Consider the following 20,481-nt stretch of genomic DNA (forward strand, 5'->3'; position numbering starts at 1 on the left):
GGTACATCCCTGTACCACACCCTGACGGGTGGCCTTCGGCTGTGAAAATTGTCTATCGTGAAAATTTTTCATAGGGTTCCCGGCGGAGCGCCATCCCTGGCGCGGAGACGCCGCCCCCAGGGGCAGCGTCGGGTCACCACTCAATGATGTCGTTCCTATCCTGCGAGGGGTTAGAAGTTTGGTTTTTCCGGTGCGTCGTTAAACATCGCGATGCTATCTTGAATCTCTTTTTTGGCCTCGTCAACGCCGCCCCAGCCCTGCACCCGCACCCATTTGCCTTCTTCGAGATCCTTGTAATGCTCGAAGAAGTGGGCAATCTGGTTCAGGGTGTCCTCGGTGATGTCGCGGAAGCTCTCCACCTTGCGATAGCGCTTGGAGAGCTTGTCGATGGGCACCGCCAGGATCTTGGCGTCGTCGCCGGCCTCATCAGCCATCTTCAGCACGCCGATCGGGCGGCATTTGATCACCGAGCCCGGGATCAGCGGGTAGCGGGTCACCACCAGCACATCGACCGGATCGCCATCGGCGGAGAGGGTGTGGGGGACGTAGCCGTAGTTGCACGGATAGCGCATCGAGGTGGACATGAAACGGTCCACAAACATGGCCCCGGTCTTCTTGTCCAGCTCATACTTGACCGGATCGGACTGGGCGGGGATTTCGATGATGACATTGATCTCGTTGGGTACATCACTACCCGAACTAACTCTATCCAGATTCATGGGTTCTCGCCGTACTAAAAGTTTGAAAATGAGCCGGCTATTAGACCTGACCTAAGGTTTTTTTTCAAAAGATCTTATAATTCTAGGTGATATTCCCATAAGTTGTTTGATGGATATGGCCCTGCTGGCGCTGTTTCTCGGGCCGTTCCGGCTCCGACCCCGGCGATCACGGGGTGATTGACCTGCCTTGCCGGCCTTACGTGATGGCTTGTCTCCTCGAATCCGGCCCCATTTTCAGCGCCTGCCCAAGCCGCTCCCGGCCATCCCTGGCCTTCGCGGCATAAGTCCTTCCCTGGACAAAACTCGCTGCGCTCAAACAAGGGCAGGCTTGAATCTGAAAAAGGGGCCGGATTCGAGGCGCCATCCAGATCAGCCAACAAGGCAGGCCAATCACTTACAGACCGGGTGAGTAGTTAGACTCAGAGTTAAATGGCACTTACTTAAGCCAAGAACCACCGTCATCCCGGCGCAGGCCGGAGGAGTGGTGCAGGGATGCACCGTTTACGGACCTAAGGATGGCATCCAGACTGCTTAATGGTGGCGGTATTCCTGGATTATTCGCTTCGCTCACCCTTCGGGCCGACTTTCAGTCGTTCAACGCGCTTCGCGCTTTTGTCCGGCCTGCGCCGGAGAAGTGGTGCAGGGACGCACCGTTTACGGACCTAAGGATGGAATGACGAAAATCCTGCAATTCGCATTAAGTTAGTGCCATTCGACTCAGAGTTCGAATCCGGGCAGCTTCTTCTCCACAATACCGCTTTTCAGGGTCACATAGCGCGGCATGCCGTTGTCGTCATACTCCGGATAGGATTCGCCCTTGATCAGCGGGTAGAGATACTCCTTGCACTGGTCGGTAATGCAGTAACCGTCTTCGGTAATGAACTCCATCGGCATCATCTTCTCCACATTGGCTACCTCGCTCAGCGGGGCCTCGCCGATGTGCCATCTGTAGGGTGTGGAGGAGTCCCGCACCACGGTCGGCATGATCGAGTTCTTGCCCTCCAGTGCCTTCTCAACGGCGGCCACGCCCAGGGCATAGGCCTGTTCCACGTCGGAAGCGGAGGCCAGATGGCGGGCGGCCCGCTGCAGATAGTCGGCCACCGCCCAGTGATATTTGTAGCCCAGGGCGTCCTTGATGATATTGGCCACCACCGGCGCCGCACCGCCCAGTTGGGCATGGCCGAAGGAGTCCCGGGTGCCCTGTTCGGCGAGGAATTTACCGTCCGGCCAGTGGCAGCCCTCGGAGACCACGATGGAGCAGTAGCCATACTCCTTGACCTTGGCGTCCACCGCGGCCAGGAACTTCTCCTGATCGAACTCCACCTCGGGGAACAGGGTGATGACCGGGATGCCGTAGTCCTCCACCAGGGCGCCGGCGGCGGCAATCCAGCCGGCGTGCCGCCCCATCACCTCGATGACGAAGATCTTGGTGGAGGTGGCCGCCATGGAGCGCACATCAAAGCTCGCCTCCAGGGTGGAGACGGCGATGTACTTGGCCACCGAGCCGAAGCCGGGGCAGTTGTCGGTGATCGGCAGGTCGTTGTCCACGGTCTTGGGGACGTGGATGGCCTGGACCGGGTAGCCCATCTTTTCCGACAACTGGGAGACCTTGTAGCAGGTATCGGCCGAGTCGCCGCCGCCGTTGTAGAAGAAATAGCCGATGTTGTGGGCCTTGAACACCTCGATCAGCCGCTCGTACTCGCGCCGGTTCTCTTCCAGGCTCTTGAGTTTGAAGCGGCAGGAGCCGAAGGCGCCGGAGGGGGTGCTGCGCAGCGCGGCGATCGCCTCGTCGGACTCCAGGGCGGTGTCGATCAGCTCTTCGGTCAGGGCGCCGATGATGCCGTTGCGCCCGGCATAGACGGTGCCGATCCGGTCGGCGTGCTTGCGTGCGGTCTCGATCACTCCGCAGGCCGAGCTGTTGATAACGGCGGTCACGCCGCCCGATTGTGCATAGAAAGCGTTTTTCTTGGTCATGCTTTCATCTTCCTCTCAGTAGGTTTTAGTAATCATTTCTTTACGCTCAGCTGGCCGCAACAGGCTTCCAGCGCGATGTCTTGATCAAGCTCTCTCCAAGACGCCAAGAAACCATGGCACTGATACCCTCGGGTGACAGGACGGTCGCCGAACCGACAAGATAGTGGGCTGCTGTGCCGCCGAAACCATGCGTGTCTTGCGTCTTTGCGAGATGGACTCCTTGTTAGATGTCGCCGCGCTCCTTGGCCTCGAAATCGGCCTGGGCCTGCAGCAGCGAAACTGCGCACTCGGCAATATCGGTATACTCGTAGACCCCGGTGCCGTATTGGCGATAGGGTTTGTAGAAGAACTGGCAGCGGTAATGCTTGTCACCGGTCTTGAAAATGACGAAATGGCAACCGTCCCACTGCCAGTACCATACCGGACAGGCGCTTAGTTCCCGGTCGGAGGGGCGCAGGCGGATCTCGGAATCGGCCAACTGCAACTCTACCTCCTGATTGTAGCGCTCGTGCAGGGTGGTGCGGATGATCCAGGTTTCGTTGTCCGTGATATCAGGAATGGTTTGCATAACTATACGATTGCCTTATGTCTAATTGGCGATACATAAGGATAACCTATCCAGAGTATCCTTGCCTAGGAGCCTGTCGGACTTGGCGCTGATCTACTGCGGAAAAGCCGGGCTTGGCCATATTTTCCGATCTTTCTCGTTTAATAGGTCCACTATTGGCCTCGAAAGATCGAAAGATCGAAAAATCTGGCTCAAGCCGGCTTTCCCTCGCTACGATCGGTCAAGCCCGACAGGCTCCTGGATCTTAAAATTGTTATTGACTTGGTAGGAATGATCCGTTTACTGTAGCGGACACTTTGCACCCCGGCCAATGCAAATGTTGGATGCCGGCATGTAAAAAGCTAATTCATTTTAATATCAATGTATTAGCGGTTGAAAAAAGGTTGGGTGCGGGTTATGTTTCGCCCAATTGAGATAGTGAGGAGGGGGATCGGCCCCGTGAGGCCAGTGCCGTAAGGCGCCGTACAGACTCAAGCCGCCGTTACACCAAATAGAGTGGCCGGTCTGATAAAAACAGGCACAGAAAAACTAGAACGTCCTGGACGTATCTGCATATAAGCCTGGAGGAGTGTTAATGGGACCTGACGGTCCCGTTTCTTTTTCCAGCCCCGAAATTTCCCGCCCGCCCGATTTCACTCGCCGGCGATGGTCATCTGCTCGATCAGCAGCGAGCCGGTGCGGATGCTGCTGCGCCGCTCTTCGTCCCGGCCGACCGCCAGCAGTTGGGCGAACATCTGCTTCAGGTTACCGGCGATGGTGATCTCCTCCACCGGGAACTGGATTTCGCCCTGCTCCACCCAGAAGCCGGCTGCGCCCCGCGAGTAGTCCCCGGTCACCATGTTGACGCCGTGGCCCATCATCTCCGTCACCAGCAGTCCGCTGCCCATCTCCCGCAGCAGGCCGTCCAGGTCGTGTTCGCCCGGGGTGATGCTGAGATTGTGCACGCCACCGGCATTGGCGGTGCTCTGCAACCCCAGTTTGCGTGCCGAATAGCTGCTCAGCAGGTAGGTCTGCAGGACGCCGTCCTGGATGATCCGCTTGTCATAGGTGGCGACCCCTTCGCTGTCGAAAGCGGCGCTGCCCAGGCCGCCTGGAATGCGTGGATGCTCCTGGATCTGGACGTGCGCGGGAAAGATCGGCTGGCCCAGTTGATCGAGCAGGAAACTGGCCTTGCGGTAGAGGCTGGAACCGCTGATGGCGCTGATCAGGCTGCGCAGCAGGCTGCCGGCGATGTCCGCGCGAAAGATGACCGGCGCCTGGCGGGTGCCGAGTTTGCGCGCGCCGAGGCGTGCCAGGGTGCGCTCGCCGGCCTTTCGGCCCACCTCGAACTCCGACTCCAACTGACCGGCATCGCGGCTGACGGTATACCAGTAGTCCCGTTGCATGCTGCCGTTTTGCTGGCCGATCACCGAGCAGCTGAGGCTGTGGCGGCTGCTGGGGTAGCCGCCGACGAAGCCGTGACTGTTGCCGTAGACATGCAGGCCGCCGTGGCTGTTGACGCTGGCCCCTTCGGTGTTGCTGATGCGGGTATCCAGCTCCAGCGCGGCGCTTTCGCAGCGCCGCCCCAGCTCGATCGCCTCCTCCGGGGTGATATCCCAGGGGTGATAGAGGTCGAGATCGGGGGTTTCGGTGGCCATGCGATCGGCGTCGGCCAGCCCGCTGCAGGGGTCGTCATTGGTGAAGCGGGCGATATTGCAGGCGGCGCGGACCGTGTCCCGGATCGCCTCCGGCTTGAAGTCCGAGGTGCTGGCGGTGCCCTTGCGCTGGCCGAAGTAGACGGTGATCCCCAGTCCCTGGTCACGGGTGTGCTCGATGGTCTCCACTTCGCCCTTGCGCACGTTGATGGAGAGGCCGCTGTCGCTGGAGACGGCCGCCTCGGCGGCGCTGGCCCCCTGCTGTTGGGCCTCCTTCAGCAGGTCGTTGACCATCTGTTCAAGCCGTGCCTGGCGTGCTGATAACTGCTGTTCACTCATGGATCTGTCTCGCTGCAAGGGTTCTGGCGTGGATTCTGGCGTGGCTTCAGGCACTGGTGCCGCCGACGGTGAGGTTGTCGATCTTCAGGGTGGGCTGTCCGACCCCGACCGGGACGCTCTGGCCGTCCTTGCCGCAGGTACCGACCCCGGCATCCAGCTCCAGGTCGTTACCGATCATGCTGACCCGGGTGAGGACCTCCGGGCCGCTGCCGATCAGGGTGGCGCCACGCACCGGGCGGGTCACCTTGCCGTTCTCGATCAGGTAGGCCTCGCTGGCGGAGAAGACGAACTTGCCCGAGGTGATATCCACCTGGCCGCCGCCGAAATTGACCGCGTACAGGCCCCGTTTGACCGAGGCGATGATCTCTCCCGGATCATGCTGGCCGGGCAGCATGTAGGTGTTGGTCATGCGCGGCATGGGCAGGTGGGCGTAGGACTCGCGCCGGCCGTTGCCGGTGGAGTGGCCGCCCATCAGGTGGGCGTTGTGCTTGTCCTGCATGTAGCCCTTGAGCCGGCCGTCCTCGATCAGCACGGTGCACTGCGAGGGGGTGCCCTCGTCATCCATGTTGAGCGAGCCGCGTCGTCCCGGCAGGGTGCCGTTATCCACTACCGTGCAGCCGTCCGCGGCCACCTTCTCGCCGATCCGGCCGGAGAAGGCGGAGGTGCCCTTGCGGTTGAAGTCCCCCTCCAGGCCGTGGCCGATCGCCTCGTGCAGCAGGATACCCGGCCAGCCCGAACCGAGGACCACGGTCATGCTGCCGGCCGGCGCGTCTTCCGCCTCCAGGTTGACCAGGGCCTGGCGAACCGCCTCCCGGGCATAGCCCAGGGCGCGCTCCTCGTCGACAAAGAACTGGAAACTCTCGCGCGCGCCGCCACCGCTGGAGCCTTGCTCCCGCCGGCCGTCGGCCTCGACAATGACATGCACATTGCAGCGCACCAGCGGCCTGACATCGCCGCACAGGGTGCCGTCACTGGCGGCCACCAGGACCACGTCGTGGGCCGCTACCAGGCTGGCGATCACCTGCTGTACCCGCGGGTCCTGGCGGCGTGCCTCGGCGTCCAGCCGACGCAGCAGGCCGATCTTCTCCTCCTCGGTCATGCTCTCCAGTGGATTGAGCGGGGCGTAGAGCTGCTGGGTGGGGGTGGTGCGGCTGAGACGGGTAGTGCCCTGGCTGCCGGCGCGGGCGATCGCCCGGGCGGTGCGGCCGGCCTCGAGCAGGCTCGGCAGGGCAATCTCGTCGGTGTAGGCAAAACCGGTCTTCTCGCCACTGATGGCGCGTACCCCGACCCCCTGCTCGATATTGTAATTGCCGTCCCGGATGATCCCGTCCTCCAGTACCCAGGACTCCAGCCGGCTCGCCTGAAAATAGATATCGGCGGCGTCGATCTGCGAGGTGAGCAGCTGATTCATCACCCGATCGAGGTCACTGTCGCTCAGTGAGGCGGGTGCGAGGAGGGTGTTGTGTGCGATTTCAATGGCGTTTGGCATGCTGATTATTTGCTGAATCCTGCGGGTTGTTGAGGCCGTGGCCGCGTTTGGCCGCCGGCACAATGACTGGAGATGTTCCGATACGGGGCATGCCCCGTTTTGCAGGCCGCCTCTTAACGTAGACAGCGGCCATGGGCTAGAGTTTTCGGTGATTGATGGTCGGGAAGTTGCGCCGCAGCGAGGCCAGGTAGCCGAGATCGAGTCTGCAGCTGACCGAACCGGTGCCGCGGGGCACCTGCGCCAGGATGTTGCCCCAGGGGTCCACGATCATGCTGTGGCCGTGGGTTTCGCGTCCGTTGATGTGAAAGCCACCCTGGGCGGCCGCCACCACGTAGGAGAGATTCTCGATCGCCCGCGCCCGTACCAGCGTGTCCCAGTGGGCCTTGCCGGTGATGGCGGTAAAGGAGGAGGGCATGCAGGCGACCTCCATCCCCTTGTCCAGCAGCTTGCGGAACAGCTCGGGAAAGCGCAGGTCGTAGCAGACCGCGATACCCAGCCTGCCGAACGGGGAGTCGAGCACCACGATCTGGTCGCCAGCCTCGATGGTCTCGGACTCGACGTAGCGCTCGTTGGCCTCGATCAGGTTGACATCGAACAGGTGGATCTTGTCATAACGGCCGACCCGACGGCCCTGGTCGTCGTAGACGATACAGGCGGCGCGTACCTTGCTGTTGTCGTGGGCCTCCAGCGGAATGGTGCCGCCCACCACCCAGATCGCGTGGCGCTTGGCCAGCTGGCTGAGAAACTCCTGCAGCGGGCCGTCATGATCAATCTCCCGCAGGGCGCAGAGGTCCCGGTCGCGCTTGCCCATGAAGGCGAAGTTCTCCGGCAGCACCACCAGTCCGGCGCCATTCTCCACCGCCTCGATGACCAGCCGCTCCACCTCCAGCAGGTTGGCGCTGACATTGGGTCCGGTCGCCATCTGGATGGCGCAAACTCTGTTTTTCTCTCTGCTCATGTTGGACGGTGTTTCCCCGATTTGTTCTATGACTGCGGCCGCCGCTGCGGTCTGCCCGGAGCATAGCATTAACCCTGACCGCGGACCAAGTAGGGGCCGGCCCCTGTGCCTGCCCGAAGGCCGGCCCCCGCGACCGCACGAACATAATGCCCGCGCACGGACGCGGTCGCGGTTTCGCTCAGCGCTGCTCCGGTGTGGCCGGTGGATAGGTGGGGCCGGTGGGTGTGATTTTTTCCAGCAGGCGTGAGAAGAGCCCGGCGGGTTGCTCCGGGCTGTCGTCCGGCGCGGTTGCCCCGGTCGTGGCCTGCTCCCCGGTTGCCGTGGTCGGCGGGGCCGCTGGGTCATCATCCGCACCGCCCGGCTCCTTGACCGGGTCAGGCTCGCCGGTCGACGTGTTCGGGTCATCCGCTACTAGACGCTGGTCGGTTTCCGGGTTGTCCCGGGTCTTCGGCATCAGCACCGGGTCATCCCAACTGCCGGTCGCCATGTATTCCAGCCGGGTGGCCCGGTCGATGGAGTCCCCCATCAGCTGCTGGGCGATGAACAGGGCTGCGCCGACCGCCGGTCCCCCGGCGATGGCGCCGGCCAGGGGGATGCTGGAGGAGATCTTCGGGGTGATGGTCACCAGGGCATCGAAATCCTCGGCACCCAGGCCGATACGGCCGGAGAGTTCGATATTGGCCGATGGCCCTTGCATGCGGAAGTCGTTGGTATAGGCGTCGCCCTCGTCCAGCAGGAAAGTGCCCTCGATGCCGTCAAAGGTGAAGCCTTTCTTGAAGATGTCGCTGAAATCGAATGTCAGGCGACGTCGCAGCGCCCCCAGGTTGAACAGGCCGAACAGCCGTCCCACGCCGGGATCGACCTTGAGGAAGCGCCCCTTGCCGATCCGCATGCCCAGTTGGCCGTTGAGCCGCCGGGTGCTGAAGTCGAGGGGAGTCCCCCGCCAGTCGAGCCGGCTGTCGATCTCCACCGCTGCCCCGTCGACATTGGTTGAGAGCTGCAGGTCCTGGAGCACCGAGCCGAGATCGCGGCTGGAGATGGAGAGATCGAGCCGGGAGCTGGACACCAGCGACGGGTCCGCCTGCCAGCTGCCGGAGGCGGAAAGCTGCAGGCGCTCCGAGTTGAGCGACAGGGTCTGCAGCGCCAGGCCGTTATCGCGATGCTGGGTGATCAGCTGCAGCCCGCCGAACGGTTGGTCATTGATGGTGACCCGGGCGATCTTTGCCTCGACGGCCGGAATCCGCTTGGGGTCGAGGCGCTCGCCCGGCTCCCGGGGGCTCAGCGCCTCACCCTCGAACAAGGTGTCGTCGATATGCAGATTCAGATAGTCGAGGGTCAGTCTGATAGGAGCTTCCAACGGGCGCAGCGGCACCATGACTTCGCCGGCAAAGTGGCTGCTGCTGAAGTGGCCGTTCCACTCCCCTGGGCGCTGGGTCAGGTCGAGCGTGAAATCCGCCACCGTGGCCTGTTTGAACAGCAGTTGATCCGCCGTGAGCTGGAGGCGTTGTGGTACCGTCGTCCCGGTATCCGGCGCGCTGTCGCCCAGCAGGTCCAGCCAGGGGTCCAGTCGCAGCCGTTTCAGCCGGGCGCTGACGACGGCCGACGGGGAAGCTTCGAGCGGCAGCAGAATACCGCCCTCGGCCCAGTCGCTGATGATGTCTCCCTCCCAGTGAGTCTCCCCCCGGTTCAGCGAGACCCGCACTTGGTCGGTCTCCTGTCCGCCAATTTCCAACCGCCCTATCTCCAGTGCCAGGCGGTTCAGTGGCGGCAGCCGGGTGGCGGGCTGTGGCGTCCCGATGCGCTCGAGCCAGGGTTCCAGTTGCAGCCGTTCCAGTCGCCCCGTCAACTCCAGGCCCGGCGCCTGCGGCCGGGTGGCCCGGGCGCCGCCCAGCACAATGGCGCCGCGTAGCAGCCGCAGCTGTTCTGGGCGGCTGCGATCGATCGCCAGCGCCATGTCGACCTGATCGTCGTAGCGGATATGCAGTGGCTGTTCCAGTCCGCCGTTGAGCCGGGTCTCCAGCAGCAGGGGGCGTGCGGCCTCGGCCGTTTTGCCCAGGGGTGCCGGCTGATCGATACGGATACCGACCAGGTCCGAGCTGACGCGCACCGCTACCGGGGCGTCCGGTCCGGCGGCGAAGTGGGGGATATCCAGGTCCAGCTGCCACTGGCTGCTGCCCGCGGCAAACGCACCCAGATCGATCGTCGGGAGCTGCTGCTGCAGGGTGGCGACGGGCAGGTTGCCCGTGGCGGTGAAGCGGGTGGCGGCCGGGTTGGCCTCCGGGGCCGAGACATCGATCCTGACCGGCCGCTCAAATACCCGGCCGGTGATTCCCTTGGCAAAGAGATGTTTCTGATCGAACTGCAGGTCGCCGCGCAGATCGTCCAGGGAGATCCGCCACGGCTCCAGCCGCAGCCGGGAATCGAGGAAACTGAGCCGGCCGCCCAGCGTGAAAGTGGCGTCGTCTTCGATCGGCAGGCGGAAGGTGATGCCGAGCCGGGTCTCGCCCTCGCCGCCGAGGTCCTTCACCAGGGGGGCGAATTCGACCCGCAGCGGCGATTCGCGCAGCAGCCGCAAGTGATCGGTCAACGGGCCCTCCACGCTTCCGGTCAGCTCCAGGGGCGAGGTGTGGGCGAGATGATCGATTCGGGCATGGGCGGCGGTGAGCCGGCTGTCCAGGATCTCGCCACTGCTGGCCCAGGCGTCAAAGCTGTTGTTGAGGAAGCGCACATCGGCATTCAGGTTGCCCAATGCCGGCCATTCCGGCCAGTAGTCGAGCTGCAGGTCCGCCACGTTGAAGAACACCTCAAAGCGTCCACTGTGGCTCGCCGCGAAGGGGAAGTCCGCCAGCGGCCCCCGCACCAGCGCGCTCCCCTGGGTGACATGACCGCTGCCGATGCTGCGGTCCACCCACTCGACCACGCGCTTCGGCATGATGGCGGTGGGCAGGTAGCGGTGGGTGGTGCGGGCATCGCCATCCCAGAAATCGCTCTGCAGGTCCAGGAACAGCGGCCCCTGTCCCGGCTCGGGAATGGTCAGCTGCAGTCGGCTCAGGGTGTGGATGTCGTCATTCTCCGCCAGTAGCCGCGGGCTGGAGATGACCAGCTCGCCGTCCGGCCGGTGCTGCCATCTCAGGTCGCCCTGCAGGCGCCGCAACCGCAGCGGGTCCCGGAACAGCTCGGCAAAATCCACGGATATATCCGTCGCGTCCAGGGAGATTGTGCCCTGTCGGGCATCCATCCAGAAGCGCAGCGGCAGGTTGCGCACCCCCGGCAGGTCTTTCCAGGGGCTGGAGGTGAATTGCGTTATCTCGCCACTGGCCGACCAGCGGTCGTCTTGCGCCTGCTGCCGGTAATCCAGGCGCAGATTGTTCAGGCTGCCGGACGCCTCCACCCGCCGCAGCATCTGCTCGATACCACTGTCGGGCAGGGGGAACAGGGTGCTGATGGCGTGGATGTCTTCCAGCCGCAGCCGGCTGCTGCCGGCGCGGAAGCGCCAGTCGCCCTGCGGGTCCTGTTCGGCGATGACGCCGACCCGCGACTTGGGCCACTCGCGGCCATTGCGTATGATCTGCAGATCCACCAGGTCCAGCCGCCACCCCGTCGGCTGGCGCTGCAGCCGGATCGTCCCGGCGGCGTGGTCCAGCTGCAGCGTGCTGGCGGCCTGTAGCACTGACCCGGCCTGGCGGGTTATGGCGACCTGCTCCCACTGGGTGGTGCCCTCCAGGCTGATCAGCCCGTCTTGGTTCCACTCGCCCCACAGTTTGATCTCCGCCCGGCGGTTGTTGAAGCGGTAGTTGTCCGCCACGCGGCGGTTGAGCAGAAAGGCCAGATCGATGCCGCTGCTCTGCATGTAGCTGCGGGCGCTCCAGGTATCGAGCTTGTCCAGCTGGCCGTGCAGGTCGATGGCCAGTTCTATCCTGCCCTGGTGCTCGCCCGGCAGGCTGACGCTGCCGTTGAGCTGGTGCCGGGTGCCGCCGTTGCGCAGATTCAGGTTGACGTCCGTGAGGCGCAACGGCGGGGCCTGGACCGTCTGGTCGTCCCAGATTACCTCGCCTTTTTCCAGGCTGAGATGGGTCGGCAGGAGAAAGGCCGAGCTCCCGTCATCCGGGTTGAGTTCATTCAGTTGATCCAGGTTGCCGATGGTGACAGCGCCGTCTTGCAGGCGCGTGACCCGCAGCCGGGGTGAGATGAAGGCCACCTTGCGGACCACCGGGCTCAACTGCCGCAGCGAGTCGAGCAGACCGATGGTGATGCGTACCTCCTTCAGATAGAGGGAGGGCCTTTGGCTACGGGGATTGAACAATTGCAGGTCATGGAGAACCAGCACCGGTCCCAGCCCCCGCCACGAACCCTGCAGTCGGCCCACCGCGACCGGCTGTCCCATCAGGTCGCTGGCCCACTCCTCCACCTCGGCCCGATACTGGGTCGCCAGCGGCGCCAGCAGCCGGCCGAAGATGATCAGCAGGGCGCTCAGGACGATCAGCAGGATCAGCAACCGTCGGGTGGTCCTGAGAGAAAAGTGATACAGACGCTTCATGGCGCGGAACCTAGATCAACACCACATCGTAGTGTTCCTGGCTGTACAGCGACTCCGCCTGCAGCCGTATGTTTTTGCCGATAAAACTGCTCAGTTCCGCCAGGGTGGCGGACTCCTCGTCCAGCAGCCGGTCGACCACCTCTTGCGAGGCCAGCACCAGCAGCGACTCGACGTCGAATTGCCGGGCTTCGCGCAGGATCTCGCGGAAGATCTCGTAACAGGTGGTCTCCGCCGTCTTCAGCGAGCCGCGGCCGCCGCAGCAGGGGCAGGGTTCACAGAGGATGTGTTCCAGCGACTCGCGGGTGCGCTTGCGCGTCATCTCCACCAGTCCCAGGCTGGAGACCTCGGTGATGTGGGTTTTGGCATGGTCCCGCGCCAGGGACTTCTCCAGCGCCCGCAGCACCTGGCGTTTGTGCTCCTCCTCGATCATGTCGATAAAATCGATAATGATGATGCCGCCGAGATTGCGCAGGCGCAGCTGGCGACAGATCGCCTGGGCCGCCTCCATGTTGGTCTTGAAGATGGTCTCTTCCTGGTTGCGGTGGCCGACGAAGGCGCCGGTGTTGACGTCGATGGTGGTCATCGCCTCGGTCTGATCGATAATTAGGTAACCGCCGGACTTGAGCACTACCCGCTGCTCCAGCGCCTTCTGAATCTCGTCCTCGACCCCGTACAAGTCGAAAATGGGGCGCTCGCCCGGGTAGTACTCGATCTTGACCGGGCTGTCGGGGATCAGCTTTTCGGCGAACTGGGTCAGCCTTTGCCAGCTCTCCCGCGAATCGATGCGCAGACGTTCCACATCCGCGGTGATCAGGTCCCGCAGGGAGCGCAGGTACAGGGGCAGGTCTTCGTGGATCATCTGCCGTGCGGGTGAGGTCTGCAGCCGGTCCTGGATGGCGTGCCAGAGCCGGGTAAGGAAGCGGATATCCGATTTCAGGGTCTCCTCGTCCACCCCGTCGGCGGCGGTACGGATGATGAAATTGCCGCTGAGCGAGGAGTCGCCGAAGAAGCCGGTGACGATCTCGCGCAGGCGGTTGCGTTCGTCCTCATCCTCGATCTTCTGGGATACCCCGAGGTTGCTCAGTGCCGGCATGAACACCAGATAGCGTGAGGGGATGGAGATGTGGGTGGTCAACCGGGCGCCCTTGGTGCCCAGGGGATCCTTGACCACCTGCACGATCACCTCGGCGCCTTCCCGTACCAGCGCATTGATGCTGCTGTCGCTGTGGACGGCATCACCGTTGCTGATGTCCGATGCATGCAGAAAGGCGGCCCGTTCCAGGCCGATATCGACAAAGGCCGCCTGCATGCCGGGCAGCACCCGGCACACCTTCCCCTTGTAGATATTGCCGACCAACCCCTTGCGCTGGGTGCGCTCAATAATGATCTCCTGCACCACGCCGTTTTCGATTACGGCGACCCGGGTTTCGGGCGGTGTGACATTGACCAGTATCTCTTCACTCATGGATGTTCTCTAATGGCGGCGAGAGGGGAAATTCCCGCGCGCTGAAGCAGTTCGCCGGTTTCGAACAGCGGCAATCCCATCACGCCGGAGAAGCTCCCTTCCAGGCGCGAGATGAACAGCGCCCCGAGGCCCTGAATGGCATAGCCGCCCGCCTTGTCGGCGGGTTCGCCGCTCGCCCAGTAGGCGGCGGCCTCCGGCACGCGGATGGGGCGAAAACGGACAGTGCTGACGCTCAGGCGGGTCTCTTCCCGTTGGCCGACAAGGGCTACTCCGGTAAGTACCTTGTGGGTGGTGTCGGAGAGCAGCGTCAGCATCGCGATGGCATCATCCCGATCCCGGGGCTTACCCAGAATCCGCTGCCCAGCCACGACCGCGGTATCGGCCCCGAGCACGGGCAGCGGGGGCTGCCGCGATAGGGCCTGGCGGCCGCTACGGGCCTTCTCCAGCGCCATGCGAATGACATATTCGGCTGGCACCTCGCCCGGCAGCGGGGTCTCATCGACGGCGACGCCGACTACAGTGTGGTGGACCCCGATCTGTGTCAGGAGTTCACGCCGGCGTGGCGAATGGGAGGCAAGATAGATCAGCGGCTGCATGGTTAGCCTGTGTTTCTGCTTCTGGACAAAACCGGTTGTTATGCCAACAGCGCGTGGTTAATTATTATCGAGTTCCGGATCGGCCCGGCTGTATTGCCAGGCACGCTCCGCAGCCTCTGTCGTTAACCCTACACCAGTGTGAAAATGAAAGACAGTAAAGAATATCCTTCGGATCTTCGGGTTGCCCCCATCCCCCCCGAGCGTAGTCGCGCCTGGCGCTGGGGGGCAATCCGCCTCCGGCCCCGAACCAATGCCCGGATAGGGTCCCTTTGGGGGGGCAGGCGCGGTGCTAGGGGTCAGGCGCGGTGATACGGGTGGTTGCGCAACAGGCTCCAGGCGCGATAGAGCTGTTCGGCCACCACCACCCGTACCAGGGGGTGGGGCAGGGTCAGCGGCGACAGGGACCAGCGCCCGTCCGCCTGCTGCAGGCAGGCCTCGGCCAAGCCTTCCGGACCGCCCACCAGCAGCGCGATGTCCGGCCCGGCACCCATCCACTCGCCGAGCTGATCGGAGAGTTGCTCGGTACTCCAGGCCTTGCCCCCGACATCCAGGGCGACGATACGGCAGCCCTTGGGGATCGCCTTGAGCATCCGCTCCCCCTCCTCGCGGACGGTGCGCTTCACATCGGCGCTCTTGCCACGGTGGCCGGGCGCGATCTCGATCAGGTTCAGGGCGCACTCCGACGGCAGCCGCTTGGCGTACTCCTGGTATCCCTCCTGGACCCAGTGGGGCATTTTGTTGCCGACGGAGATGAGGTGAATGATCATGCTGTTGGGGACGCGCTTCCGGTGGCGGCTACAGGTCTGGCGGGCGCATTGTATCAGGGAATGTTGTCGAGTAGCCGTCCGCCTGGTTCATTCGGGACGACCGGCATGGTGCGGCCTGAATCCGATCCCTCGCGCTTCAATCCCCCAGCCCGTTGACACCGAACAGGATTGCCAGGAACCAGAGGATGCGGCGTGGCTGGATGGTGAACCAGCCGGCCACCGGGAGCAGGCCCAGCAGGAAAAAACCGGGCGTGTAGTAGGAGCGCGGCAGCAGCAGCAGCAGCAATAGCCAGGCGGCCAGCCAGAAGACGAACAGCAGGCTGAGTAAACGGATCGGTTTGGCGCGGTTTTCCGGGTTCGACATGTCGGCATTCCATGCAAATTGTGTCGGGTCCGGGGGCTGGGGACCAGTTGAAGTCTTTGAGTCTTGCTGAGACGGTTGGTTCCTAATTGGGCTCCGTCCATCAAGGAATACAGTTCATTATAAAGGGCATAAATCGGTTTGGGTAGTCTATTTTTCCCGGTACTGCTCCAGGGCGTCGTTACGTCGGGCCGCCCTTTCGCGGATTCCGCCGCCGTGGACGCGTGCGGTCTTTCCTGTTGGGGGAATGGCGGCTTCATCCAGGCCGACCTACCGGCGACGCAGGATGCCGGTGAGCTTGCGAATCGCCACATTCCCGGTAAGGCTTGATGCGGGTTCGCGGGCGGTGACCGGGGCCGGGCCGGCGTCAGTGGGGGGCCGCTTGTTGCGCGCTGTCGGCCGGTATGTCCAGATCCCACAGCCGCTCCAGCTGGTAAAAGTCCCTGACCTTGGTCTGCATGACGTGGACCACGATGCCATTGAGGTCCACCAGTACCCATTCGCCCTCCTTCAGCCCCTCCACGCCCAGTGGTGTTTCGCCCGCTTCCTTGGCCTGGAAGGCGACGGTTTCTGCGAGGGAGGTGACGTGTCGGTTGGAGGTGCCGCTGGCGATGATCATGAGATCGGTGATGGTGGTCTTGCCCCTGACATCGAGCACTTTGACATCGAGTGCCTTCATGTCGTCGAGAATTTTCATTATGAGGTCGCGAAGTTCGTCTGTCTGCATATCTCTCTACGCTGTGATTGAATTTGAATACTACAAAAGCAATTTTATACCTGATTAGCAATGAACGTCAGCTACGCGTACCGGACCGGAGCATCAGCACTCGTCATTCCCGCGAAGGCGGGAATCCAGGGTTTGCTGGCACCTCGAGTTGCGGCTGGATTCCGGCCTGCGCCGGAATGACGAAACTTGGCTGACCTTTCTTTCTAATCAGGATTTTATATTAAAACGGCCGGGGCCACCGAAATTTACCCGAACCAGGAGTCAGTCGGGCGAGTAGAGCCGACGCCGCCGGATCAGCTCGAGTACCGCATCCGGTAGCAGGTAGCGGGGCGATTGGCCACGCCGCAGCAGCTCCCGGATCCGGGTCGCCGAGATCTCCAGTTGGGTGACCTGCAGCGCCAGGATCAGTCCGGCCGCCTGCCGCTTCAGCTCCTCCGGGTCGTGAGTGAGGTGTTCGTGGTAGTGCACCGGTTCAGGTTCCCCGGGGCGCTGCATCACCACCAGATGGGCCAGCCCGAGGATTGCCTCCGGTCGGTGCCAGGTGTGGAAACCGTTGAAGGCATCGCTGCCCAGCAGCAGGCAGAAGGTCTCCTCCGGCAGCTCCGTCCGGAGCGATTGCAGGGTATCCAGGGTGTAGGTCTTGCCGCTGCGCTCCAGCTCACGGGGGTCGATGCGGAACAGCGGGTTGTCATCCGCGGCGGCATGCAGCAGCGCCAGCCGCTGCGCTGCCGAGAGGGTCGGCTGGGCGCGGTGCGGCGGGTCACGCAGCGGAATCAGGCGGATCTGCTCCAGCCCCAGGTGCTGCTGCACGTCCAGCGCGGTACGCAGGTGGCCGTAATGGATGGGGTCGAAGGTACCGCCGAGTATCCCGATCACCGAGGGTCAGTCCGTCAGCCGCGGATGTGGCCATCGCCGAGGACGATGAATTTGACCGAGGTGAGCCCTTCCAGGCCCACCGGGCCGCGGGCATGGAACTTGTCGGTGGAGATGCCGATCTCCGCCCCCAGACCATATTCGAAGCCGTCGGCAAAGCGGGTGGAGGCGTTGACCATGACCGAGCTGGAGTCCACCTCGGTGAGGAAGCGGCGCGCCCGGGTGTAGTTCTCGGTGACGATGGACTCGGTGTGCCCGGAGCTGTGGCGGTTGATATGCTCGATCGCCTCGTCCAGCCCCCGGACCACCCGGATCGACAGGATCGGTCCCAGGTACTCGGTGTCCCAGTCGGCCTCGCTGGCCTCCTGGCACTCCTCCAGGATCTCCCGGCAGCGGGCGCAGCCGCGCAGCTCCACCCCGTGTTCGGCATAGGCGGCCGCCAGCATCGGCAGGATATCCTCGGCGATGGCCTCGGCCACCAGCAGGGTCTCCATGGTGTTGCAGGTGCCGTAGCGCTGGGTCTTGGCGTTGACGGCGATGTCGAAGGCCTTGCCGTTGTCGGCCTGATCGTCGATATAGACGTGGCAGATGCCGTCCAGGTGCTTGATCACCGGCACCCGGGCGTCGTTGGCGATGCGCTCGATCAGCCCCTTGCCGCCGCGCGGGATGATCACGTCGATCGCCTCGGGCATGGTGATCATGGCGCCGACCGCCGCCCGGTCGGTGGTGGCGACCACCTGCACGGCGTCGCCCGGCAGACCGGCCCGCTCCAGCCCGCGCTGGATGCTGGCGGCGAGCGCCTGGTTGGAGTGGAACGCCTCGGAACCACCGCGCAGCACCGTGGCGTTGCCCGATTTCAGGCACAGGGCGGCGGCGTCGGCGGTGACGTTGGGCCGCGACTCGTAGATGATGCCGACCACGCCGAGGGGCACCCGCATGCGCCCCACCTGGATACCGCTGGGGCGGTAGCTCATATCGAAAATCTCACCGATAGGGTCGGACAGGGCGATGATCTGTGCAATCCCCTCCAGCATGCTGTCGATGCGCGCCGGGGTCAGCTCCAGACGGTCCAGCAGGGCGCTGTCCAGCCCCTTGGCCGCGCCCGTCTCCAGGTCCTTGCGGTTCTCCTGCATCAGGGCGTCACGGTTGGCCTGAATGTCCTCCGCGATCGCCTGCAGGGCGGCGTTCTTACTGGCGGTGGAGGCGGCGGCGAGGCGCCGCGAGGCGGCCCGGGCACGGCGGCCGAGGTCGGCCATGTAGGCGGTAACGTCGAGGATTTCGCTGGACATGCTGGTCACGCTGGTCGCTGTTTGCCGGAGATGGGTGCAGTCTAGCAAATTGTGCGGTGGTTGGGCATGGGGATTGACTGGCTGCGCATTTTCGGGAACCGCATCGGCGTGGTTCGCACCTCACCGGCACTCTGCAATCCGCCGCGGAAGAGCCACGGATGGACACGGATACACACGGATTTTGGATAGGGGAGCGGCCCAACAGGCGGTTCGCCATGCGGGGGGCATATAGGTGCTCGGCGGGGTTAACCCATCTGTGTCCATTCGTGTGGATCCGTGGTTTGGATAGGGGCGGTCACGCTGTGGCCGCATTGCCTCGGCACCAGCCATAGCGCGGGCCGTGCCCGCCGATGGCGCCCATGGGGCACTCCATTGCTGAGGAAGAACCACGGATGGACACGGATACACACGGATTTTGGATAGGGGGAGCTGCCCAACAGGTGGTTGGCCGTGCGGGGGCATATAGGTGGGCGACTGGGGGGAAACCCATCTGTGTCCATCCGTGTGGATCCGTGGTTCGGATAGGGGTGGTCGCGCTCCACCCATAGCGCTGTGCCCGCCGATGGCGCCCGTGGAGTGCGCTATGACCGGTCTTCGGGGTGGGCCGCGGGCCGGTCCGGCAGCGGGGCGCCGGCCATGCCGCTGCAGATACGTTGCAGCAGCAGCCAGGGATCCTGCCGCTCCTGGCCCTTGATGGCGCGGTCGGTGAGACTGCAGAGCTGCAACAGTTGCCGCCACTGGTGGAGGTTGAGACGCTGCAGTCCCTGGCTGACCAGCGGTTTGCGCTTGTCCCAGACCTCCCGGGCGCCGGCCACCGCCTGTTGCGCCGAGCGGCCCTGGGCCACCAGCCGGGCCAGGGAGCAGAGGGTGCGAATCTCCCGGGCCAGCGCCCAGAGCACCACCGGGGCGGCGGTCCCTTCGGCCTTCAGGCCGTTGAGCATGCGCAGGGTGCGGCCCACCCGGCCCTCCAGCGCGGCGTCCACCAGGCCGTAGACATCGTAGCGGGCGCTGTCCGCCACCGACTCCTGCAGGTGCTCCAGGGTGATCACCCCGCTGCCGTGCAACAGTTTCAGCTTGTCGATCTCCTGGGCGGCCGCCAGCAGGTTGCCCTCAATACGCTCTGCCAGCATGGCTACAACCTGGGGGCCGGGGGTGAGGCCCGCCTGGCGCATGCGCTGTTCAATCCAGGGCTGCAGGCGGTTCACCTCTATCGGCCAGATCTGCACGAATACGCCCCGGGCTTCCAGTGCCTTGAGCCACTTGCTGCCGATCTGGCCCTTGTCCAGCTTGGGCAGGGTGATCAGCAGCAGGGTATCCTCGGGCGGGCGTTCGGCGTATTCGCTGAGTGCCTTGCCGCCGTCGCGGCCCGGCTTGCCGGAGGGGATGCGCAGGTCGATGATCCGCTTTTCCGCGAACAGCGACAGGCTGTTGGCCTCGGCGATCAGCTCGTTCCAGTCAAACCGGGCGCCGGCCTCCAGTACATCCCGGCCGCTGTACCCCTGGGCGCGGGCGAGGGCACGGATAGTGTCGGCGGCCTCATTCATCTGCAGCGGTTCATCCCCGCTGATCAGATAGATGGGGGCAATCCCCTGTCGTTGGACATGGCTTGCCAGTTCGTGGGGGCGGACGCGCATGTCGGGCCGGCCGGGTCGCTTACAGCTGGGCCTGCAGCCGGCGCATGATCTGCGAGGCCAGGTCGCGCTGCAGGTCCTTGCGCAGGGTGCCCTCTTCCTGCTGCTTGCCGAGTACCTGGGTCTCGCTGTTCAGGTAGGTGGTGATGGCGCTCACCGTCTGTCTCTCGACCAGGGCCGTGCCGTCGGCCGCCACCAGCGCGAAGCGTGCCCCCTCATGCAGTTCGTATTCCGCCACGTTGCCGTTGCCGTCCACCGACAGGACGCGCCGGTCGCTGGCGCGGCTGTCAATCCGCAGGGTGCTGCCGGCGCCTTGCGGCTTCGCCGCCACCGGGATATCACTGAAGGTAAACATCTGGGCCAGCTCGCGGCGCAGTTCGTCATACTCTCCCAGGCCCTGGATATAGACCGGGCCGATGGTGCTCGGCAGCGTGACGCTGCCCCGCAGCTGGAATCCGCAACCCTGCAACAGGGAAGCCGTCAGTAGCAGCAGCGCCAGGTTGAAAATCTTCTTGCCGATCATGTAGTTCTCCCGGTTCCGCGGACGCCGTCCG

General features: G+C 63.9%; 16 protein-coding genes. All 16 read right to left on the reverse strand.

Annotation, left to right across the window (positions count from 1 at the left end):
* Window positions 1-170 precede the first annotated feature (170 nt).
* Window positions 171-719: an inorganic diphosphatase gene (gene ppa, locus O9K64_RS17670; RefSeq protein WP_275099431.1), complete on the reverse strand. Its 549-nt coding sequence runs from the start codon at window positions 717-719 to the stop codon at window positions 171-173.
* 717 nt (window positions 720-1,436) lie between these two features.
* A complete protein-coding gene (locus tag O9K64_RS17675) occupies window positions 1,437-2,693 on the reverse strand; it encodes a 6-phosphofructokinase (protein ID WP_275099432.1) in 1,257 nt (418 codons plus the stop codon).
* A gap of 223 nt (window positions 2,694-2,916) precedes the next feature.
* A complete protein-coding gene (locus O9K64_RS17680) occupies window positions 2,917-3,261 on the reverse strand; it encodes a hypothetical protein (protein ID WP_275099433.1) in 345 nt (114 codons plus the stop codon).
* A 632-nt stretch (window positions 3,262-3,893) separates the two neighbouring features.
* Window positions 3,894-5,234: a metalloprotease PmbA gene (gene pmbA / locus O9K64_RS17685; RefSeq protein ID WP_275099434.1), complete on the reverse strand. Its 1,341-nt coding sequence runs from the start codon at window positions 5,232-5,234 to the stop codon at window positions 3,894-3,896.
* Between the two features lie 46 nt (window positions 5,235-5,280).
* Window positions 5,281-6,723 (reverse strand): metalloprotease TldD, encoded by a 1,443-nt coding sequence (gene tldD, locus O9K64_RS17690; RefSeq protein ID WP_275099435.1) that lies wholly within the window; start codon window positions 6,721-6,723, stop codon window positions 5,281-5,283.
* A 136-nt stretch (window positions 6,724-6,859) separates the two neighbouring features.
* Window positions 6,860-7,681 (reverse strand): carbon-nitrogen hydrolase family protein, encoded by an 822-nt coding sequence (locus tag O9K64_RS17695; protein ID WP_275099437.1) that lies wholly within the window; start codon window positions 7,679-7,681, stop codon window positions 6,860-6,862.
* Between the two features lie 178 nt (window positions 7,682-7,859).
* A complete protein-coding gene (locus tag O9K64_RS17700; RefSeq protein ID WP_275099438.1) occupies window positions 7,860-12,218 on the reverse strand; it encodes a YhdP family protein in 4,359 nt (1,452 codons plus the stop codon).
* 10 nt (window positions 12,219-12,228) lie between these two features.
* Window positions 12,229-13,683: a ribonuclease G gene (gene rng, locus O9K64_RS17705; RefSeq protein WP_275099439.1), complete on the reverse strand. Its 1,455-nt coding sequence runs from the start codon at window positions 13,681-13,683 to the stop codon at window positions 12,229-12,231.
* Window positions 13,680-14,279 carry a Maf family protein gene (locus tag O9K64_RS17710; RefSeq protein WP_275099440.1) on the reverse strand — a complete coding sequence of 200 codons (600 nt, stop codon included), beginning with the start codon at window positions 14,277-14,279 and terminating at the stop codon, window positions 13,680-13,682. Before O9K64_RS17710 ends, rng begins: the two co-directional genes overlap by 4 nt.
* 296 nt (window positions 14,280-14,575) lie before the next feature.
* Window positions 14,576-15,046, reverse strand: a complete 471-nt coding sequence (gene rlmH, locus O9K64_RS17715) for a 23S rRNA (pseudouridine(1915)-N(3))-methyltransferase RlmH (protein ID WP_275099441.1) — start codon at window positions 15,044-15,046, stop codon at window positions 14,576-14,578.
* Window positions 15,047-15,182: 136 nt separating this feature from the next.
* Window positions 15,183-15,410 carry a hypothetical protein gene (locus O9K64_RS17720; RefSeq protein ID WP_275099442.1) on the reverse strand — a complete coding sequence of 76 codons (228 nt, stop codon included), beginning with the start codon at window positions 15,408-15,410 and terminating at the stop codon, window positions 15,183-15,185.
* A gap of 364 nt (window positions 15,411-15,774) precedes the next feature.
* Window positions 15,775-16,134 (reverse strand): ribosome silencing factor, encoded by a 360-nt coding sequence (gene rsfS / locus O9K64_RS17725; protein WP_275099443.1) that lies wholly within the window; start codon window positions 16,132-16,134, stop codon window positions 15,775-15,777.
* 261 nt (window positions 16,135-16,395) lie between these two features.
* Window positions 16,396-17,010, reverse strand: a complete 615-nt coding sequence (gene nadD / locus O9K64_RS17730) for a nicotinate-nucleotide adenylyltransferase (protein ID WP_275099444.1) — start codon at window positions 17,008-17,010, stop codon at window positions 16,396-16,398.
* Window positions 17,011-17,024: 14 nt separating this feature from the next.
* Window positions 17,025-18,296, reverse strand: coding sequence for a glutamate-5-semialdehyde dehydrogenase (locus O9K64_RS17735; RefSeq protein WP_275099445.1), 1,272 nt, complete (start codon window positions 18,294-18,296; stop codon window positions 17,025-17,027).
* Between the two features lie 581 nt (window positions 18,297-18,877).
* Window positions 18,878-19,930, reverse strand: coding sequence for a DNA polymerase III subunit delta (gene holA, locus O9K64_RS17740; RefSeq protein ID WP_275099446.1), 1,053 nt, complete (start codon window positions 19,928-19,930; stop codon window positions 18,878-18,880).
* Between the two features lie 19 nt (window positions 19,931-19,949).
* Window positions 19,950-20,450, reverse strand: coding sequence for an LPS assembly lipoprotein LptE (lptE, locus tag O9K64_RS17745; RefSeq protein WP_275099447.1), 501 nt, complete (start codon window positions 20,448-20,450; stop codon window positions 19,950-19,952).
* Window positions 20,451-20,481: the final 31 nt, after the last annotated feature.

Source organism: Sedimenticola hydrogenitrophicus, assembly GCF_029017505.1.
In the GTDB taxonomy this organism is placed as follows: Bacteria; Pseudomonadota; Gammaproteobacteria; order Chromatiales; family Chromatiaceae; genus Sedimenticola; species Sedimenticola hydrogenitrophicus_A.

Coding starts and splice junctions, on each gene's coding strand:
- tldD (WP_275099435.1), bottom strand. CDS start 6,723: ATGCCAAACGCCATTGAAATCGCACACAACACCCTCCTCGCACCCGCC.
- O9K64_RS17695 (WP_275099437.1), bottom strand. CDS start 7,681: ATGAGCAGAGAGAAAAACAGAGTTTGCGCCATCCAGATGGCGACCGGA.
- holA (WP_275099446.1), bottom strand. CDS start 19,930: ATGCGCGTCCGCCCCCACGAACTGGCAAGCCATGTCCAACGACAGGGG.
- rsfS (WP_275099443.1), bottom strand. CDS start 16,134: ATGCAGACAGACGAACTTCGCGACCTCATAATGAAAATTCTCGACGAC.
- O9K64_RS17735 (WP_275099445.1), bottom strand. CDS start 18,296: ATGTCCAGCGAAATCCTCGACGTTACCGCCTACATGGCCGACCTCGGC.
- rng (WP_275099439.1), bottom strand. CDS start 13,683: ATGAGTGAAGAGATACTGGTCAATGTCACACCGCCCGAAACCCGGGTC.
- pmbA (WP_275099434.1), bottom strand. CDS start 5,234: ATGAGTGAACAGCAGTTATCAGCACGCCAGGCACGGCTTGAACAGATG.
- rlmH (WP_275099441.1), bottom strand. CDS start 15,046: ATGATCATTCACCTCATCTCCGTCGGCAACAAAATGCCCCACTGGGTC.
- O9K64_RS17675 (WP_275099432.1), bottom strand. CDS start 2,693: ATGACCAAGAAAAACGCTTTCTATGCACAATCGGGCGGCGTGACCGCC.
- O9K64_RS17680 (WP_275099433.1), bottom strand. CDS start 3,261: ATGCAAACCATTCCTGATATCACGGACAACGAAACCTGGATCATCCGC.
- O9K64_RS17720 (WP_275099442.1), bottom strand. CDS start 15,410: ATGTCGAACCCGGAAAACCGCGCCAAACCGATCCGTTTACTCAGCCTG.
- O9K64_RS17700 (WP_275099438.1), bottom strand. CDS start 12,218: ATGAAGCGTCTGTATCACTTTTCTCTCAGGACCACCCGACGGTTGCTG.
- O9K64_RS17710 (WP_275099440.1), bottom strand. CDS start 14,279: ATGCAGCCGCTGATCTATCTTGCCTCCCATTCGCCACGCCGGCGTGAA.
- ppa (WP_275099431.1), bottom strand. CDS start 719: ATGAATCTGGATAGAGTTAGTTCGGGTAGTGATGTACCCAACGAGATC.
- lptE (WP_275099447.1), bottom strand. CDS start 20,450: ATGATCGGCAAGAAGATTTTCAACCTGGCGCTGCTGCTACTGACGGCT.